General features: G+C 59.8%; 15 protein-coding genes. 1 reads left to right on the top strand and 14 read right to left on the bottom strand.

The window, feature by feature from the left end; all coding sequences use genetic code 11:
* Window positions 1-64: 64 nt before the first annotated feature.
* The 13 genes from ACVWSC_RS03795 to ACVWSC_RS03735 form a co-directional block, all read right to left on the bottom strand.
* Window positions 65-1,333 carry an OprD family porin gene (locus ACVWSC_RS03795; RefSeq protein WP_442112116.1) on the bottom strand — a complete coding sequence of 423 codons (1,269 nt, stop codon included), beginning with the start codon at window positions 1,331-1,333 and terminating at the stop codon, window positions 65-67.
* A gap of 81 nt (window positions 1,334-1,414) precedes the next feature.
* Window positions 1,415-2,419 carry a branched-chain amino acid ABC transporter permease gene (locus ACVWSC_RS03790; RefSeq protein ID WP_442112115.1) on the bottom strand — a complete coding sequence of 335 codons (1,005 nt, stop codon included), beginning with the start codon at window positions 2,417-2,419 and terminating at the stop codon, window positions 1,415-1,417.
* A gap of 3 nt (window positions 2,420-2,422) precedes the next feature.
* Window positions 2,423-3,310, bottom strand: coding sequence for a branched-chain amino acid ABC transporter permease (locus tag ACVWSC_RS03785; RefSeq protein WP_442112114.1), 888 nt, complete (start codon window positions 3,308-3,310; stop codon window positions 2,423-2,425).
* Window positions 3,311-3,383: 73 nt separating this feature from the next.
* Window positions 3,384-4,598, bottom strand: coding sequence for an ABC transporter substrate-binding protein (locus ACVWSC_RS03780; RefSeq protein ID WP_442112113.1), 1,215 nt, complete (start codon window positions 4,596-4,598; stop codon window positions 3,384-3,386).
* Window positions 4,599-4,708: 110 nt separating this feature from the next.
* Window positions 4,709-5,431 carry an ABC transporter ATP-binding protein gene (locus tag ACVWSC_RS03775; protein ID WP_442112112.1) on the bottom strand — a complete coding sequence of 241 codons (723 nt, stop codon included), beginning with the start codon at window positions 5,429-5,431 and terminating at the stop codon, window positions 4,709-4,711.
* Window positions 5,428-6,204 (bottom strand): ABC transporter ATP-binding protein, encoded by a 777-nt coding sequence (locus ACVWSC_RS03770; protein ID WP_442112111.1) that lies wholly within the window; start codon window positions 6,202-6,204, stop codon window positions 5,428-5,430. The genes ACVWSC_RS03775 and ACVWSC_RS03770 overlap by 4 nt, the downstream gene beginning before the upstream one ends.
* A 234-nt stretch (window positions 6,205-6,438) precedes the next feature.
* Window positions 6,439-7,185 (bottom strand): helix-turn-helix transcriptional regulator, encoded by a 747-nt coding sequence (locus tag ACVWSC_RS03765; protein ID WP_442112110.1) that lies wholly within the window; start codon window positions 7,183-7,185, stop codon window positions 6,439-6,441.
* A 163-nt stretch (window positions 7,186-7,348) separates the two neighbouring features.
* On the bottom strand, window positions 7,349-8,830 hold the full coding sequence (locus ACVWSC_RS03760) for an aldehyde dehydrogenase family protein (RefSeq protein WP_442112109.1): 1,482 nt from the start codon (window positions 8,828-8,830) through the stop codon (window positions 7,349-7,351).
* Between the two features lie 55 nt (window positions 8,831-8,885).
* The gene (locus ACVWSC_RS03755) at window positions 8,886-9,929 is read right to left on the bottom strand and encodes a zinc-dependent alcohol dehydrogenase (RefSeq protein WP_442112108.1); all 1,044 of its coding nucleotides are present in this window, start codon (window positions 9,927-9,929) and stop codon (window positions 8,886-8,888) included.
* A gap of 93 nt (window positions 9,930-10,022) precedes the next feature.
* Window positions 10,023-10,610: a DUF3156 family protein gene (locus tag ACVWSC_RS03750; protein WP_442112107.1), complete on the bottom strand. Its 588-nt coding sequence runs from the start codon at window positions 10,608-10,610 to the stop codon at window positions 10,023-10,025.
* Window positions 10,611-10,628: 18 nt separating this feature from the next.
* Window positions 10,629-12,065, bottom strand: a complete 1,437-nt coding sequence (locus tag ACVWSC_RS03745) for an APC family permease (protein ID WP_442112106.1) — start codon at window positions 12,063-12,065, stop codon at window positions 10,629-10,631.
* A gap of 327 nt (window positions 12,066-12,392) precedes the next feature.
* On the bottom strand, window positions 12,393-14,771 hold the full coding sequence (locus tag ACVWSC_RS03740; RefSeq protein ID WP_442112105.1) for a TonB-dependent siderophore receptor: 2,379 nt from the start codon (window positions 14,769-14,771) through the stop codon (window positions 12,393-12,395).
* A 176-nt stretch (window positions 14,772-14,947) separates the two neighbouring features.
* On the bottom strand, window positions 14,948-15,928 hold the full coding sequence (locus ACVWSC_RS03735; RefSeq protein ID WP_442112104.1) for a FecR family protein: 981 nt from the start codon (window positions 15,926-15,928) through the stop codon (window positions 14,948-14,950).
* 126 nt (window positions 15,929-16,054) lie between these two features.
* Between ACVWSC_RS03735 and ACVWSC_RS03730 the strand changes: the two genes are divergently transcribed.
* Window positions 16,055-16,570 (top strand): RNA polymerase factor sigma-70, encoded by a 516-nt coding sequence (locus ACVWSC_RS03730; RefSeq protein WP_442112103.1) that lies wholly within the window; start codon window positions 16,055-16,057, stop codon window positions 16,568-16,570.
* Window positions 16,571-16,601: 31 nt separating this feature from the next.
* Here the strand turns inward: ACVWSC_RS03730 and ACVWSC_RS03725 are convergent, their stop codons facing one another.
* Window positions 16,602-17,855 (bottom strand): aromatic amino acid transport family protein, encoded by a 1,254-nt coding sequence (locus ACVWSC_RS03725; protein WP_442112102.1) that lies wholly within the window; start codon window positions 17,853-17,855, stop codon window positions 16,602-16,604.
* Between the last annotated feature and the right edge of the window lie 191 nt (window positions 17,856-18,046).

The raw sequence follows: 18,046 nt of genomic DNA, 5'->3' as shown, positions 1-18,046 counted from the left end.
TCAGGTAAATGCTTGTGGCAATCGGGCCGCCAGCCTTGGGCTGGCGGCTTTTACCGAAACCCTGTTACCAGAGCGGCAGGCTGTAGCTGAGGATCAAACGGTTTTCATCCAGGTCGCTAGCGAAGCTGCTGCGCGCGGTCGCATTCCGCCATTTGATGCCGACGTTCTGCAGCGGGCCACTCTGGATCACATAACCGATGTCGGTGTTGCGCTCCCACTCCTTCCCATCCCCCGGTGCAGCCCCCAGATTGACGTTGTCGCCTTTGACGTAACGGGTCATGAAGGTCAGGCCAGGAATGCCGATACCAGCAAAGTTGAAGTCATACCGCGCCTGCCAGGAGCGTTCATCCTGGTTGGCGAAGTCGTTGATCTGCACGAGATTGACCAGGTACGGGTCGGCGCCGTTGACGTTGGCAAAGCCGGTATCACCGCTCATTTTCTGATAGGTGACGCCAAACGCATGGGCACCGATCGCGTAGGTGAACATCGCGCCGAGCATGCGGTTGTCGACGTTGCTGTTACCGTCATCGTCGGCGCTGGACCAACGCAAGTCCGTCTTCAACGACTGCCCCTCGGTCACCGGCAAGGTGTGGGTCAGGGTCAGGAAGTGCTGTTTGTACAGGCTATCGAGGTGGGCGTAGTGGTAGCCGGTGGTCAGCGCGTTGGTCCATTTGTAGTCAGCGCCAATGAAGTCGAACTGGTCAGTGGTGGGGTTGGCGCCGGTGATGATGTTGCGGCGCGGGCCCTTCATCACGGTCATGTCTTCGCGGTTCGACGAGTTACGCTGGCTGACCTGAGTAAGGCGGCCTGCGTTGAAGCTCAGGTTGTCGAGCTCCATCGAGTTCAAATGCCCGCCCTGGAAGGTCTGCGGCAACAGGCGTGAATCGTTTGGCACCAACACCGGCAATTTCGGCATCAGGGTGCCGACCTTCAAGGTGCTTTTGGAAACCCGCAGTTTGCCGGTCAGGCCCACTTCGCTGTAGTCGTCCGGGGCACGTTTGGACTGTGGCCCCTGAGGCAGCAAGCCGGTGACCCCGGCACGGTCCGGGCTGGAGTCGAGCTTGACGCCCAACAGCCCCAGGGCATCGACGCCCACGCCCACCGGGCCTTCGGTGAAACCCGACTCAACGCGCAGGATGAAACCCTGCGCCCACTCCTCGCCTTTATTCTGCGCGGCGCCAGCCTGACGGAAGTCGCGGTTCATGTAGAAGTTACGCATTTCGACGCTGGCTTTGCTGTCGTCGACGAACGCGGCCGAGGCCGGCATGCACACCCCGATAGCGCTGGCGATGCCAGTCAGTTGAACAATGCGAGTAGATCGTTTGACGTGCATAAGGCTCTCTTTTTTATTGTTGTTGTGCAGCACACCCGCGCACTCCGCGCGGGCGCTCCCAATGGCGATGGCAACGTTGATCTAGAAGTTGCGGCGGCTGAATTTGAGCACCCAGCCGACAATGCCGACCCGGAACAGCAGCACGCAGGCGACGAAGATCACCCCGAGGATCACGTGCACCCATTCCCCCAGCGGGCCGTTGGACAAATAGCTCTGCAGGGTGACCACCACGGTGGCGCCCACCAGAGGCCCGAGCACCGTGCCAACGCCGCCCAGCAAGGTCATCAGGATCACTTCGCCCGACATGTGCCAGTGCGCGTCGGTCAAGGACGCCAGCTGGAACACCACGGTTTTGGTCGAGCCGGCAAGGCCGGTGAGTGCAGCCGAAATGACGAAAGCCAGCAGCTTGTGGGCATCGACGTTGTAGCCCAGGGAAACCGCCCGTGGCTCGTTCTCACGGATGGCCTTGAGTACCTGACCATAGGGCGAGTGGATGGTGCGCTGGATCACCGCGTAACCGAACACGAACACGGCCAGCACGAAGTAGTACATCGTCAGGTTGTTGCTCAGGTCGAATACCCCGAACAGCTCACCGCGCGGTACCCCGTGCAGGCCGTTCTCGCCGCCGGTGAACGGGGCCTGGACGTAGATGAAAAACACCAGCTGGGCCAATGCCAGGGTGATCATGGCGAAGTAGATGCCCTGACGACGGATCGCCAACAGCCCGAAGACCAGGCCAAGCAGCGCCGATGTCAGGGTGCCGGCGAGAATCCCCCACTCGGTGCCCAGGCCACTGTAGTGGCTGAGCAAAAAGCCGGTGACGTAGCCGCCGGTGGCCAGAAACGCCGCATGCCCGAATGACAGCAACCCGGCATAGCCCAGCAGCAAGTTGAAGGCACAGGCGAACAGGGCAAAGCACAGCAACTTCATCAGGAACACGGGGTAGATCGCGACTGGCGCGACCAGGGCGACGGCGAACAGCGCCAGGTAGAACCAGCGTTTGCGCCGTGTGGCGGCCTGTTGCCGCTCCAGCACCACTTGCGGTTGCAGGTGCGCTGCAGCCGGTTTGATTTGCAGACTGGTCATCGTCTATGCCTCCTTTCCGAACAGCCCGGCCGGGCGCACCAGCAGCACCAGCACCATGACCAGGAACACCACCGTGTTGGATGCCTCTGGATAAAACACCTTGGTCAGCCCTTCGATCAGGCCCATGGCCAGGCCGGTGACGATGGCGCCCATGATCGAGCCCATGCCGCCAATCACCACCACGGCGAACACCACGATCAGCAGGTTGGCGCCCATGGTCGGTGTCACCGAGTAGATTGGTGCCGCCAGCACACCAGCGAAGGCAGCCAGCGCGGCGCCGTAGCCATAGGTCAGGGTGATCAGCAGCGGCACGTTGATGCCGAAGGCCTGCATCAGTTTCGGGTTCTCGGTACCGGCGCGCAGGTAGGAGCCCAGGCGCGTGCGTTCGATCATGAACCAGGTCACCAGGCACACCGCCAGCGCCGCGACGATGACCCAGGCGCGGTAGGTTGGCAGGAACATGAAGCCAAGGTTGTAGCCGCCCTTGAGTTGTTCCGGCATCGGGTAAGACGAACCGGACACGCCGAACAGTTTTACGAACGAACCCTCGAGGATCAGCGCCAGGCCGAAGGTCAGCAGCAGCCCGTAGAGGTGGTCTTCACCGGCGATGCGGCGCAGCAGCAAGCGCTCGATCAACACCCCGACCACACCGACCACCAGTGGCGCCAGCACCAGCGCGACCCAGTAGTTGACGCCCAGGTAGTTGAGCGCCAGCACCGCGGTAAAGGCGCCGAGCATGTACTGCGCGCCGTGGGCAAAGTTGATGATCCGCAGCAGGCCGAAAATGATCGCCAGGCCCAGGCTGAGCAAGGCGTAGAAGGCGCCGTTGATCAGCCCCAGGAGTAACTGTCCCGACAAGACGCTCAGGGGAATTCCAAATAACACAGTCATGATTCACCACCCGCAGAAAGTCCGTGTCGCCCGGCTGCAGTCAGCCGGGCAAGCAGCATCAGTCACGCCTCGCTCAGTTTTTGCTGAGCAGCGTGCACTTGCTTTCGGATACCGGGCGATAGGCTTCATCGCCGGGGATGGTGCGCACGATCTTATACAGGTCCCACTCACCTTTGGACTCGGCCGGAGTTTTAACCTGGGCCAGGTACATGTCATGCACCATGCGGCCGTCGGCGCGGATCTTGCCGTTTTTGGCGAACATGTCATTGACGGGGGTTGCCATCATTTGCGTGCGAACGGCCTGCGCTTCGTCGCTGCCGGTGGCCTTGATCGCATTGAGGTAGCTCATGGTTGCCGAGTAGATACCGGCAGGCACCATGCCCGGCATCTTGCCGAAGCGTTTGTGATAACGCTGAGCCCAGGCGCGGCTTTCGTCGTTCATGTCCCAGTACCAGCCGGTGGTCAGCATCAGGTTCTGGGTGACGTCTAGGCCCATGGCGTGGATGTCGTTGAGAAACACCACCATGCCGGCGAGCTTCTGCCCGGACTGGGCCACGCCGAACTGGCTGGCAGTCATCAGCGAGTTGACGGTGTCGGAGCCGGCGTTGGCGAAGGCGATCACGTCTGCGCCAGAGCCCTGGGCTTGCAGAATGTAGGAAGAGAAGTCGCTGCTCGGGAACGGGTGGCGCGCCTTGCCGACCACCTGGCCGCCATCGGCTTCGACCACCTTGGTGATGTCCGCTTCCATGGCGTGGCCGAAGGCGTAGTCGGCGGTGAGGATGAACCACTTCTTGCCGCCCCCGGCCAGTACCGACTTGGCGGTGCCGTTGGCCAGCGCGTAAGAGTCGTAGGTCCAGTGGATGTGGTTGGGCGAGCAGTATTCGTTGGTCAGACTGGAGGCTGCGGCACCCGAAATCAGCGCCAGTTTGCCGGATTGCTCAACGACTTTACTCGCCGCCAGCACCACCGAAGAGGCCACCATTCCGGTGACCATATCGACGTTACGTTCATCGACCCACTGGCGCACGGTGTTGGCGCCGACGTCTGGTTTGTTCAGGTCATCGGCGCTGAACACGACGATTTTTTTGCCGTTGACCTGGCCGCCGAAATCTTCGATGGCCATGTTCAACGCTTCCAGTCCCCCCGGACCGGAAAGATCACGGTAAGTACCCGACATGTCGGCCAGGTAACCGATGCGGATTTCGTCGTCACTGATCTGTGCCTGGGCGGCACCGGCGATCAGGCTCGAAACAAGGATGGCGCTTGCTGTTTGCTTGAAAAACGTCATGTCATTCACCCACTGTCCAAAGTTATTTTTATTGTTCAAGGCAAAGCGGCCCCGGATCGTCGGGCTTCAGGGGCACGACGACCTGCATGATGCGAGGGGTAAAGCGGGGGTCAGACGCCCAGGCAGCGGTGTAACAGATCCTGCTTGGCGTCCAGCTCAGCAGCGCTGAATTGCTCCACGATCTGGCCGTGTTCCATCAAGTAATGGCGGTCAGCCAAAGGCGCGGCGAAACGGAAGTTCTGCTCCACCAGAACGATGGTCAGGCCCTTGTTCTTGAGCTTGATCAGCACCTGCGCCAGCTTCTGCACAATCACCGGGGCCAGGCCTTCGGTGATCTCGTCGAGCAACAACAGGTTGGCGCCGCTGCGCAGAATCCGCGCCATGGCCAGCATCTGTTGTTCACCGCCCGACAGGCGTGTGCCCTGGCTGAAACGACGCTCGTAGAGGTTGGGGAACATCTCGTAGATTTCATCGAGGTTCATGCCGTCGCTACGCACCGTGGGCGGCAGCAACAGGTTTTCCTCAACGTTGAGGCTGGCGAAAATACCCCGCTCCTCGGGGCAGAAACCGACTCCCAGACGCGGGATCAAATGCGCCGGCAGGCCGATGGTTTCGGTGCCATTGACGACGATGGAGCCGGTGCGGCGGCCCACCATGTTCATGATCGCGCGCAAGGTGGTGGAGCGCCCGGAACCGTTGCGCCCCAGCAAGGTCACCAGTTCGCCACGCCGCACTTGCAGGTCGATACCGTGCAGGATATGCGATTCGCCGTAGAAGGCATGCAGATCAGAGACGCGCAGTTGTTCAAACTCAGGGGTGTGCAGACCACTCATGCGCATGCCCCTTCAGCCACTACCGCTTCACTGCCCAGATAGGCTTCGCGCACCTGTGGGTTGGCAGACACGCTGGCGTAATCACCTTCAGCCAGAATCGCCCCACGGGCCAGCACGGTAATGCGGTCAGAGAGTTCGCTGACCACACTCAGGTTGTGCTCGACCATCAACACCGTGCGCCCCACTGCGGCGCGGCGCACCAGTTCAATGACCATGTTCACATCCTCGTGGCCCATGCCCTGGGTCGGTTCATCGAGCAGCAGAACCTTAGGGTCCAGTGCCAAAGTGGTAGCCAGTTCCAGCGCGCGTTTGCGCCCATAGGGCAGTTCGATGGTCTGGGTGTGGGCGTAGTCGAGCAGGCCGACTTCATCGAGCATCTGCAGGGCGCGCTCGTTGAGTGAATCGAGGCTGCTTTCGGGTTTCCAGAAATGGTACGAGTTGCCCTGCTTGCGTTGCAGTGCCACGCGCACGTTTTCAACCACGCTCATGTGGCCGAACACTGCCGAAATCTGAAACGAGCGCACCAGGCCCAAACGCGCAACTGCATTGGGTTTGAGGTGAGTGATCGGTTTGCCCAGGTAGAGGATTTCGCCACGCGTGGGTGGCAGAAACTTGGTGAGGAGGTTGAAGACCGTAGTTTTACCCGCCCCATTGGGGCCAATCAGTGCGTGGATGTGTCCCTTCTGCACACGCAGATCGACCGAGTCAACAGCGGTAAAACCGCGAAACTCCTTAGTCAGGCCGCGTGTTTCCAACACAAACTCTGGTGACATGTGGAGCCCTCTAACCTTGATTGTTTTTATTGGTTATGGCGCTGCTGACACACTTACTTTGCTGGTGACGTTTACGTAAACGTGACGAAATATACAAAAGTCCGATTCGGACTACAGAGCCAACTTGTAACAAAGTATTTCAAGATTGAAACAAATGCAGACGAGACGCTCAAGCACCACTGTTTGCGGCTTTTCAGGGCGTTAAAAAACCTTCAACAAACTGTGTCGAACTGGTCATTTCCCAGCACTTATCAGCTCGCCGGAGGCGTTTCCTTTGATCGCCTGAACAAAAAGCGCCAACAGTCCGGACTGGCTGCCGATGCCGAGTTTTTCATACAGGTTTTTACGATGAACCTTCACCGTGGCAGGGCTGATTCGCAGCTTTTGTGCAATGGACAGGCTGGAGTGCCCCTGTAAAAGTAACCTGACCACTTCACGCTCGCGGTCAGTCAGCAGGCCACGGCCAAAGTTGGCAAACGCCTCTTGCACCCTGTGGTCATGATCATCGACGGATCTGGCAGCCACCTTCTGGCTCGCCTCCCAGGCTGCGCGCACCGCTGCGTTGACGACCGGTACAGCACTTTCCAGCTGCCGGACTTCATCGTCATGAAACTTCATTCGGCCCCTTCGCCGCATCAGTGAAAGCACCGCGTGGGTATCGGGGCTCAGGTTCATGAAGAAGCCCACCTCCTCACTCAAGCCCAGGTGGTGGTAGTAGGTCTGAAAGTACTCGCTCTTATAAAACTGGTCAGGTGCCAGCTGACGCATGCTGTACACCCCTTCTGCTTGAGACGGCTGGCTGGCCAGATAGAAGGGATCGAGCAAGTAAGGGCCGGTTTGATACTCATCGATGAAGATGCAGCGCTGCTCTGCACTGAAGGTATTGAATAACGACAGCGGGCGATAACTGCCTTCATAGACAAACAGCACGAAGTGATCGACAACACTCAAGCGCCTCAGCCAGGCGGCAAGCGCCTGCAACTGCGGGGCTCCAGCAGGCTTGCTCAATACTTCGACGACGCTGTTGGTCCAATCCGTCAGGTGCATCAGCGCAAGGCCTCAAAGAATGCGGTCAAACCCGCAAGGCAGAAAAGTGGCGCACTGAGGTTGCCTCAGAACGCCACCTGCTTACTGGGCGCAAGCCTTACTTGAGGTACCAACCCCAAGCCTGATCGCTGTCGTAACGGGTGATCTGCTTGGTTTCCAGGTAGTTGCCCAAGCCCCACTCGCCCAACTCGCGACCAATACCGCTGTGCTTATAGCCTCCCCACGGGGCCTCGGTAAAGGTTGGCTGCGAACAGTTGATCCAGACGATACCGGCGCGCAGCTTACGGGCCACTCGCTCCGCGCGCTCAAGGTCGTGTGACATCACCGCAGCAGCCAGGCCGAAACGCGAGTCGTTGGCTGAGCGAACGGCCTCGGTTTCCTCATCAAACGCGTTGATACACACCACCGGGCCAAAGATTTCTTCTTTCCAGATCCAGCTGTCTTGCGGCACATCGGCGAAGATCGTGGGCTGCACATAGAAGCCGCAGTCGAATCCGTCCGGGCGCGCGCCGCCGTAAACCAAGCGGGCGCCGTCTTCCTGACCACGGGCGATGGCGGCCAGCACCTTGTCGTATTGGCCCTGGCTCACCAGCGGGCCAAGCAGCACGCCTTGTTCAAAGCCATTGCCGATCTTTACCTTCTCGACCTCCTGCTTCAAACGCTCAAGCAGCGGCACATACAACTCACGCTGAACCAGCACACGGGAGGTGGCGGAGCAGACCTGACCCTGGTTCCAGAAAATACCGAACATGATCCACTCGACAGCCGCCTCGATATCGCTGTCGGCAAAGATGATGAACGGCGATTTGCCCCCCAGCTCCAGGCTGATGTTTTTAATGTCACGTGCCGCTGCTTGCATGATGCGGCTGCCGGTCGGCACGCTGCCGGTGAACGCCACCTTGTCGATCCCCGGGTGCTCGGCCAGCGCAGCGCCCGCCTCGTGGCCCAAGCCCGGCAGCATGTTCAACACACCGGCAGGAAGCCCAGCCGCGTCGGCGATACGCGCAAGCTCGATGGCCGTCAGCGGGGTCAGCTCGGAGGGTTTGAGCACCATGCAGCAACCGGCCGCCAACGCCGGAGCGACTTTCCAGGCCGCCATCAGCATCGGGAAGTTCCACGGGATGATCGCCGCAGCCACGCCCACCGGCTCTTTGCGGGCTACCGAACTGAAGCGCTCATCGGCCAGCGCAATAGGTTGCTCCAGATGGCTGTCGAGGTCTTCGGCCAGATCGGCATAAAAATCGAAACAGCCAGCGGTATCGGCAATATCCCAAAGTGCTTCGGGTAGCGGTTTACCGTTATCGCGCACCTCAAGCTCGGCCAGTGCTTGCTGACGATCGCGGATACCTTGGGCAATCCGCCGTAACACCACAGCACGTTGCGCGCCGCTCATGTGCGGCCAAGGCCCCTCATCAAAGGCATGCCGAGCGGCTTGCACGGCGAGGTCGACATCGGCGGCAGTCGCGGCGGCAACCCGGGTGATCAGTGCTTCACTGCTGGGATCGAACGTTTCAAATGTGCCGCCTGCCAACGGGGCCAGCCACTGGCCGTTGATGTAAAGCTGGGTATAGGCATTCATGCTTGCGCTCCAACAAAGCGGCGCGGTTGGCGCTGACGCGCCAACCCGCCCCACATCAGGAAATTTTCAACACTTTGCGGCCCACGACCGCACCCTGACGAATCTGATCGAATATGGCATCGATCTCATCCAGGGTAGTCAGGCTGCTTTCCACTTTAACCAAGCCATTGGCGGCGAATTCAACCGCCTCATGCAGGTCTTGCCGGGTGCCGACGTTGGAGCCACGAATCGACAGCTCCCAGTTAACGATGCGGTCGATGGAGCTACGCACTTCATCCGCCGCCCCACCCGGCTGACCGATGTAAATCGCGGTGCCGCCGGGGCGCAACAGCTTCACGGCCAGCTCGAAGGCTTTGTTGGAGGTCGCGGTTACCAGCACACCATGCACGCCCCCCAGGTCTGCGTGGATCGCGCTTTCCGGGTCGTTCAAGACGTTGTACACACGCTCGGCGCCCAGGCGGTGGGCCAGTTCCAGCTTTTCATCGCTGACATCGACCGCCACTACCTTGAGCCCCATGGCCTTGGCGTACTGCACCGCCACATGGCCAAGGCCACCAATGCCAATCACCGCCATCCATTGCCCAGGGCGTGCCCCCGAGCGCTTGAGCCCGCGATAGGTCGTTACCCCGGCGCAGAGAATCGGCGCCAGGCTGTAGAGGTCGACACCGTCTGGAACTTTCGCCACGAATGCCGCCGGCGCGATCATGTACTCGGCATAGCCCCCCGGCTTGCTGTAGCCGGTGGCCTCGCCTTGCTTGCAGATGGTTTCCATGCCGGCGCGGCAGTATTCGCAGGCGCCACAGGCGCTGTACATCCACGGCACACCGACCGTGTCGCCAATCGAGTAACCGGTCACGCCTTCACCCAACTCGGCAATATGGCCGGTCACTTCATGGCCAGGGATCAACGGCAGATTAGGCGGGCTAGGCCAGTCACCATCGCAGGCATGCACATCACTGTGGCACACGCCGCAGGCCACGACCTTGATCAGAATCTCGCCAATGCCTGGCTTGGGAATCGGCACCTGCTCCAGTTGCAGCGACCCGCCCAGCTCACGAAGAATCGCGGCAGTCATGGTTTTCTTGTTCGAGTCCAACATAACGACATCCTCATGCAGTAACGTTTTTCGAGAACACTTTCCCTGCGCGCTCAGGTGTCAGCCTGAGCACGGGCAACGCATCGGGTACGGCACTCAGCTGGCGAGTGCGAGTGGGGTGCTGGCGTGAAGCAGCAATGACAGGTGCTGGATCAACATCACCGTGCTGTCTACCTCGGCAGGTGTTGGCTGGCGTGCGTACTTCACCGGGGGCAGGAGCATCCAGACGAAGTCGCCATAGTTCGGCGTCAGCACCACCTCACAGCACTTTTCTGCCGGGTGGTACTGAATACTCAAACCGCCGAGTTCCATGGCCACGCACAATGGCAGTAACACGGCATGGCTGTTCAGTTGTTGCAGCAAGGCGCTGCAGTCAGAAGGCCCGACAAATTTCGCCGTACGCGTCGAAGGCTTCCAACCGCGGTAGTTCAAGCGCAGGGTCAGCGGCGTACCGCCCAGGTCTACCGCGACCTTCCAGCGCCAGCGGCAGGTGTAGATTCTGCCAATCAGCTTGCTCGACAAACGATGCTCAAGCACCAGGCCATCTGCAGCGAGGCGGTGATCGACACCCAGAACGGCGCGGGCACTGCCAGCAGCCTCAGGCGCCATATACTCGCCAAAGCGCGATACGGTGTCCTGCAGCATGTGCTGCGCGCGACGATCAATGACTGAATAAAGGTCCATGCTCACTCCGAACGCCGGTTATTGTCGTTTCAACTGCGCAAGCAAGACGCCTTCGTCACCCTCAGGATGACCGTCGACAGCTTCGGAACGGTGGACAATACGGCGCAGCACATCATCAAGGGGCACCGGCTGAAACAAGGCCTGTCCGGTCGACTTCAAATACACAACACCAAAGGCCAGGATCAACGCTGAACACACCACTGCGATGCCGAACACTTGAGCGTCGGAAATCAAGGTTGCAATCATGTACAGGCAGGCCGCGATGCCAATCAGTTGCGGCAGCGGGTACAGCGGCGTGCGGAAAGGACGGTTGGCGTTGGGGTAGCGAACCCGCAGGATCACCACGTTCAACTGCGCGATCAGGTACGACATCAACCAGGTGGTGCAGGCCACGCTGATCATCATGGTGATCAGGGCAATATCGGCGTTATTGGCCATGGCGTAGACCAACACAATCAGTATCAGCGCCACCACAAAGAAGATGCTGAACCAAGGCGTTCGGGCCACCGGGTGCAGCCAGGAAAAAATCTTCGGCAGCATCCCTTCGCGTGACAAGCCATACAACATGCGCGGCACAGCGATCAGGTAGGTGTCACACGTGGTGACTGCGGCCAGAATCGAGATACTGCCCATCAGGATCAAGCCGGGTTGCCCCAGCATTGCTGCGGCGCCATCGACATGAGGGATGGTCGAAGCCGCCAACTCTTCCAGGGGCAGGTAGCGGGTAATGCTCACCCCAAACAGCAGGTCGACCAACCAGATACTGGCGCAGCCAAAGATCATCGCCAGCGGAATGGTTTTGCCCGGCTCTTTTACCTCTTCGGCCAAGGGCGCCACGAACTCCATGCCGATGAACAGCCAGATCGCCAGGCTCAGATGGCCGAGCTGATCGGTCCAGGACACCTGCGAGAACACAGGCTGCTCGGCCAACGGTTCTGCCGTCTGAAAGCCGGACAATCCCCACAATCCAACCAACCCGAGCATCAGCATCATGGCGATGGCCAACGTGGTTTGTACGCGCCCGAACAACTCGACGCCTTTGAGGTTGATGGCCACCAATACGGCCAGAATACCCAGGGAGAACAGGTACCACGGCACCCCGGTCAGGCGCTCAAGCGACTGGCCGCCAATGATCATGTTGGTACCGCCATCCGTGCCCACCAGCACGATGTAGCCCGCGAGCACCGCAAACAAGGCGGGCAGTTTGCCCAGTGCCGGTAAGGTGTACTCGCCCACCATACCGGCGCCTGGCAGCATGGCCGCCAGTTCGGAATAAGACATCGCGACGCAAAGAATAATCACCAGCGCCAGCAGCGCGACGAGGCTGAATGCCGGCCCGGAAACACCGTAGCCGTTGCCCAGCGCCACCATCGCCGTGCCTGAAACGACCAACCCCACGGAGGTGGAGTAGGCAGCCCAGAACCCCAGGCTTCGGCTCAACTTCAAACCACTCATAACGCACCTCTCCACTATTGTTTTTGTAATGAAAGCTGTGTGTCGTAAACAGAAGATGGAGGCAACGCTATCAATCGCGCCTTTGGCTTGTACATACACCGCGGGGGGTAGATGAAGAGGTAGGAGCGGGCTTGCCCCGCGATCCGATGTGGCTGACAAAACGCTATCGCGGGGCAAGCCCGCTCCTACAGCCGAATGCAGCAAAAACAAACTGGCGCCACAAAATACCATCCGGTAGGAGCGGGCTTGCCCCGCGATGCGATGTGACTGACACAACGCGATCGCGGGGCAAGTCGGGTCGCCGCACCGCCGCTCCTACAGTGCCTGTTACCAGTTGTAGGTAACGGTGCCGTACACCGTGCGCTGCTGCCCGTACTGACAACCGAAGTCGCTGAAGCAACCGGCCACGTATTCCTTGTCAAACAGGTTGCTGGCATTCAATGCCAATTCGACACCCGCCAACGAAGCATCAACTTTACCCAGCGGGTAGCTGACCAGGGCATCCACCACGGTGTAGCTGTCGACCTTGAAGCTGTTCGCCGAATTGCCGTAGGTGCTGCCTACGTAACGCGCACCGGCGCCGAAACGCAGGCCTTCCAGCGTGCCGCCCTGGATACTGTAATCACCCCACAACGAAGCCATGTGCTCTGGCACGCGGAATGGCGTGTTGCCCTTGTTGCCGGTATCAGACTTTGTGACCTCGACATCATTCCAGGTGTAGCTGCCGATCAGGTTGAAGCCGGTGAAGATCTCGCTCTTGCCTTCCAGCTCCACGCCTTTGGAACGCACTTCACCTTCCTGACGGCTGAAGCCATTGACCTGCTCGGTGACGTTCTGTTTGGTCAGGTCGAACAGCGCCAAGGTATACAGGCTGTTGGCGCCCGGCGGCTCGTACTTCAGGCCCACTTCGTACTGTTTGCCGGTTTCCGGCTCAAGCCGCGCGTTGTTGATCGTGGTCCCCACCACCGGCAGGAACGACTCGCTGTAGCTGGCGTAAGGCGCCAGGCCGTTGTCGAACAGGTAGACGATGCCAGCGCGGCCGCTGAATTTTTCGTCCTTCTGGGTTTGTGGCGAACGCCCGTCGTTCTGATCGGAAGCCCAGTCGTAACGGCCACCGAGCAGCAACACCCAGTTGTCGATTTTCAGCTGGTCCTGCAGGTAGACGCCGGTCTGCGACATCTTCTGTTCATAGCTCGATGCACTGAAGGGCAGGAACGTCAGTGGCTCGCCGTATACCGGATTGAACAGGTCGAAAGGCTCGAGGATGAAGTTCAGCGATTGCTTCTGGTCGAACTTTCCGTTGTTGTAATCAACACCGGTCAGCAACGTGTGTTCGACGCTGCCTGTGGCGAAGTTGGACTGCACCTGGTTGTCCATGGTGAACAACCGGCCATCGCCTTTGCGTTGATCGTTGTAGCGGGAGAACTGATCGCCCGCCGCGCCGAAAATCGCAATCTCCGAACTCGACTGACGATAGTCGCTGTAGCGCACGTTCTGACGCACCGTCCAGGTCTCGTCGAAGCGGTGTTCGAACACATAGCCCAAGGAAGTTTTTTCATTGGTCATGAAGTCATAAGCGCTGTCACCGACATAGGTGTCGCGGTCCAGGCGCCCGCGGGCATCACGAAACACTGTGCCAACCGCTGGCAACGGGTTGGCGAAGTTGCCGGTCTGCTTTTGGTACTCACCCAGGAACGTCAGCTCGGTAGCATCGCTGGGGCGAAAGCTGATGGCCGGGGCAATGTACTGGCGACGATTGGTAATGTGATCGACCTGCGCATCGCCTTCACGGAACAAACCCGTCAGACGGTAACTCCACACGCCTTCGTCATCCAGCGCGTCACCCAGGTCGAAGGCACCCTGCTTGTAGTTCAGGTTACCCGCCTGCAACTGCACTTCACGCAGCGGCTCGGTGGTCGGGCGCTTACTCACCAGGTTGATCTGGCCGCCGGGATCAGACGCACCGTAGAGCACCGAACTGGCGCCACGCAGCACTTCAATGCGCTCCAGGCCGTAGGTTTCTGGTGCATCCCAACCGAGGAAATTTGGCAGGAAGGTACGGGTGCCATCACGCAGCATGCGCCCGGTGCCCTGTTGAAAACCACGGATCATTAGCTGGTCGGTAACAAACTGCGGCCCGGCCAGTTCGGCGTGTACACCCGGGGTGTAAAGCAGGGCCTGCGAGACCGACTTGGGTTGTTGGGCCTCGATTTGCTCACGTGTCACCACCGACACCGAATACGGCGTTTCAATCAGCGGCGTATCGGTTTTGCTGCCAGCAGACGCGCGCTTGGCCACATAGCCGTCGTCTGGCGCTACCGAACTGTACGCCTGACCAACAACACTGATGGTTGGCAAGGCCAACGCCGAGTCGTCGCTGGTGCCCAGCAAGGTGACATGATCGCCTTCGATGCGCGGGGTGATCGAGGTGCCCTGAAGCAACCGGCGCAACGCCTCTTGCGGCTCCATACGCCCGGAGACCTGCGGGCTGCGAAGCCCGGAGACGGTGTCCTGGCTGTAGATGATCTGCAGATTGGCCTGGTTACCCAAGTCAGACAGCGCCGACGCCAAGGGTTGAGCCGGAATATTCAACTGGACCGGTTCGGCCAAACCAGGCACCGACGTCAACAGCCCAAGGCTCAAGAGCGCAACAGTAATGCCGTGGCGCAAGCGCTGTTTCGGCCAGTTCAACGAATAGGTGCCCATGCTGTTCCCTGTAAGTGTTGTCATTGTGTTGGCGGGCCCGGACAACGACAAAAGCAGGTCGTTTCAAGGGCTCGTCTGAATGACGAACGAACATCAAATTCGTTCAGCGAATCACAACAGGTACACACAAAGGATGAATCGAGAGCGGCCTGTACTACCCGGGAAAATGCTGAAAATCAGCGAGAGGGTCGGCTTGAGATCAGACGCACATCGTCAGCCTGGTGCATCGTTACGGGAAGGATTTGCGGCAGCGCTGCGACCAACTGTTCCAACGCGGCCGTGTCGTAGATCCCACCAAAACGCAATTCGCCCGCTTCCCGGTCGTGCAACTGCAGCGGGACGTTCAAGTAGCGATTGATCAATGGCAACGCATCGCGAAGGCTGATGTCATCGAGCATCAATTTGCCCTTGCGCCATGCCGACACTCGGGTAGGGTCCACGCGACCGAGTTGAAGTTCGCGCCCCGGCATCACAGTGGCCTGCATGCCCGGGGTAAGCTCTGCCCGTTGATCGTCACGCGTGACTTGCACCGCCCCTTGGGTAAGCGTCACCGTGGTTTGCTGGGGCGCGGTCCAGACGTTGAAGTGAGTGCCGGTAACCCGGACGTTGGCATTGTCTGCAGCAATGACAAAGGGCTTTTCAACATTGTGCTGCACATCGAAATAGGCTTCGCCGTCGGTCAACACCACGCGGCGCTGATCGATGTAGCCCAGGTACAGTAAGTCGGAGTTGCGGTTCAGCTCGACCTGGCTGAGGTCCGGCAAAATTATGTGGTGTCGAGTGTCTTGCGCCGTGTAATAGCGAACGCTACCCGGCAATACACCAGCGGACCACCCCGTCGCCCAGATGGCACCACAGGCCAGTACCACCACCGCCGCCCTTGCCCACGCCGACTGATATCGCCGACGGGGTTTCGCCTGGGTCAGCGTCGCCGGACGCGCAGGCAGCTGCGCACTGACATTCCAGATCCGGCAAATGGTGGCGTACTCCGCCGCATGCGACGGATCGGCGTCATGCCAGCGCTGAAACGCCTCGCGATCAGCATCGCTGCACTCATCAAAATGCAGGCGCATGCACCAGTCGGTGGCGATTTCACTCAAGGAAGCAGGAGGCTGTTGGTCAGGCATCTTGGCCGCAAGCGCAGAAAATTTGGCCAAGCTTACTCCAACTCCTGCGGTTGCAGTTACACCCTACCGTATCAACACGCCCGCGATTGAAAATTATTCTTAATAAGATTAGATTCTGCAGGCTCGTAGCCAACCCCCAAACAGATCAGGTGCCTCATGCAGAATCGAGGAGTGGCCGGGACCGACGCCCAGTTGCTAGAAGAATGCTTCAGCCATCGCCACCGCCTGATCGCCATTGCCACGCGTATCATCGGGTGCCGCAGCCAGGCTGAAGACATCGTGCACGATGCCTTCATGAAGGTGTCCGGAGCCGGCACTGGCGAGCCAATCCGCTCGCAGGCCTCGTACCTGACCCGTGTGGTACGCAACCTGTCGATCGACCATTACCGACGCCGTCGGCTGGAAGAGCGCTTGATGGCCTGCGAGGATGAGCAAGGCGAAGCCCCTGCCCATCCTGCCGAATCGCCCGAAACCCTGGTCTCGGACCAGCAGCTGCTGGAACGCATTGCCGTGGCGCTCGCCGACCTGCCGCAACGTACCCGCGATGCCTTCGAGATGTGCCGGATTCACGGCATGACGCAAAAGCAGATCGCCACCGCGTTGGGCGTCTCACCCGCGCTGGTCAACAGCATGATCCGCGATGCCGTGTTGCGCTGCCGCGCGTTGCTGTAACAACCCACACGACAGCGCTTGGCTTGATGACTTACCAGCCGCCCGGCAACCAGCCCAGCGCGCTGGCAATGGCATAGGCCATGCTGCACAGGTACAGAATCACTACCATCACCTGAATCGCCGGATGGGCAATCCAGCCACACTGCCAGGCCGGGACGATGTCACCGTTCTTGCGCGCCGAGCGCAGCATCAGGATCGGCATGATCGACAGGATCACGCCACTGAACACACCGGCGAAGTACAGCGCGTTAACGAAGCCGACCATACCGCTGTAGGCCAGGATGAACGGCGGCACACACACAATGCCGAGCACCAGCAGGCGGTTCTTCGGGTTGCTTTCCGAACCCAGGCTTTTGAACTTGTCGAAGATGTTGGTCAGGAAGCTACCGCCCAGGCCCCAGTACGAGGTCATCATCGCGCACAGGGCGAAGGTGTTGGCGGTGTAGAACGCCCACTGCCCCAGGGCCTGGCCCCACGCCAGGGTGGCCACTTCAGTCTGGTTTTCCAGGCCGTTCAGGGCAATCACCGACATCGGCACGATCGCCAGCAAGATGAAGGTAATCACCATCCCGGTAATCACGGCAATCGGCAGACGCTTAGGATCATGGCTGAAACCACGGGCCATTTCTGGCACCACGTACTGCGCCGAGAAGCAGAACACCGCGATGTTGAACACTGGGATCATGTAGATCCAGCTGCCATCGAACAGGTTGGCAAAATCCGTGTGCTCGTTGATCAGCGTGGCGGCAACCAGCACCAGGGTCATCGAGACCATGCCGATACTGATGAACTTCTCACCCTTGCCGATGGCCTTCAGGCCCAGGTACAGCACGAACGCCGCCGGCAGGAAGAACAGCAGGCTGCCCAGCGCCGGGCTGATGCCGAAGAACTCGCTGAGAATCTTGCCGCTGCCGCTCATGTAAGCCGTCAGCGCGCCAATGCTGTTGACCGCTACCGAGAGGAAAATCGCCCAGGCGCCGAAGGAGCCGACGTAGCGTTGCGCCAGGCCACTCAACTGGTGGTGGCTGCGGGTACGCAGGGTGGTTTCCGACACATAGAGCATGGAAATGGTGGTAAAGACGCCCGCCACGGCCAGCCATAGCAGCAGCGGCATGTAGCCGGCCAGACGGCTGGCATAGGCCATCGACAGCACGCCTGCACCGATGTTGGTGCCAACGATCATTGCCACCGCCTCAACGAAGGTCAGGCGTTTGACCTCCAGGCCCGATGACTCGGATACGGACGCGTCAGCACCGCCCACGGCGGTGTTGGGGTTTGCACTCATGATCACACTCACTGCGTATTTATATTTATTACCGGAAGCACCTGAAACGATGCGTCACAGGCCTTCAGCAACGTGAAGGCGCTGTGCCATGGATATTTCGAGCGGCGGGCAAAATATCACACAAGGTGTTCGAAATAACATCCATGCGAGACGAAAGAGTGTGAACCCAGATTTCTGGAAAGTGCTTTAAA

Source organism: Pseudomonas sp. NUPR-002, assembly GCF_056322725.1.
This window is presented reverse-complemented; position numbering and strand designations above follow the sequence as displayed.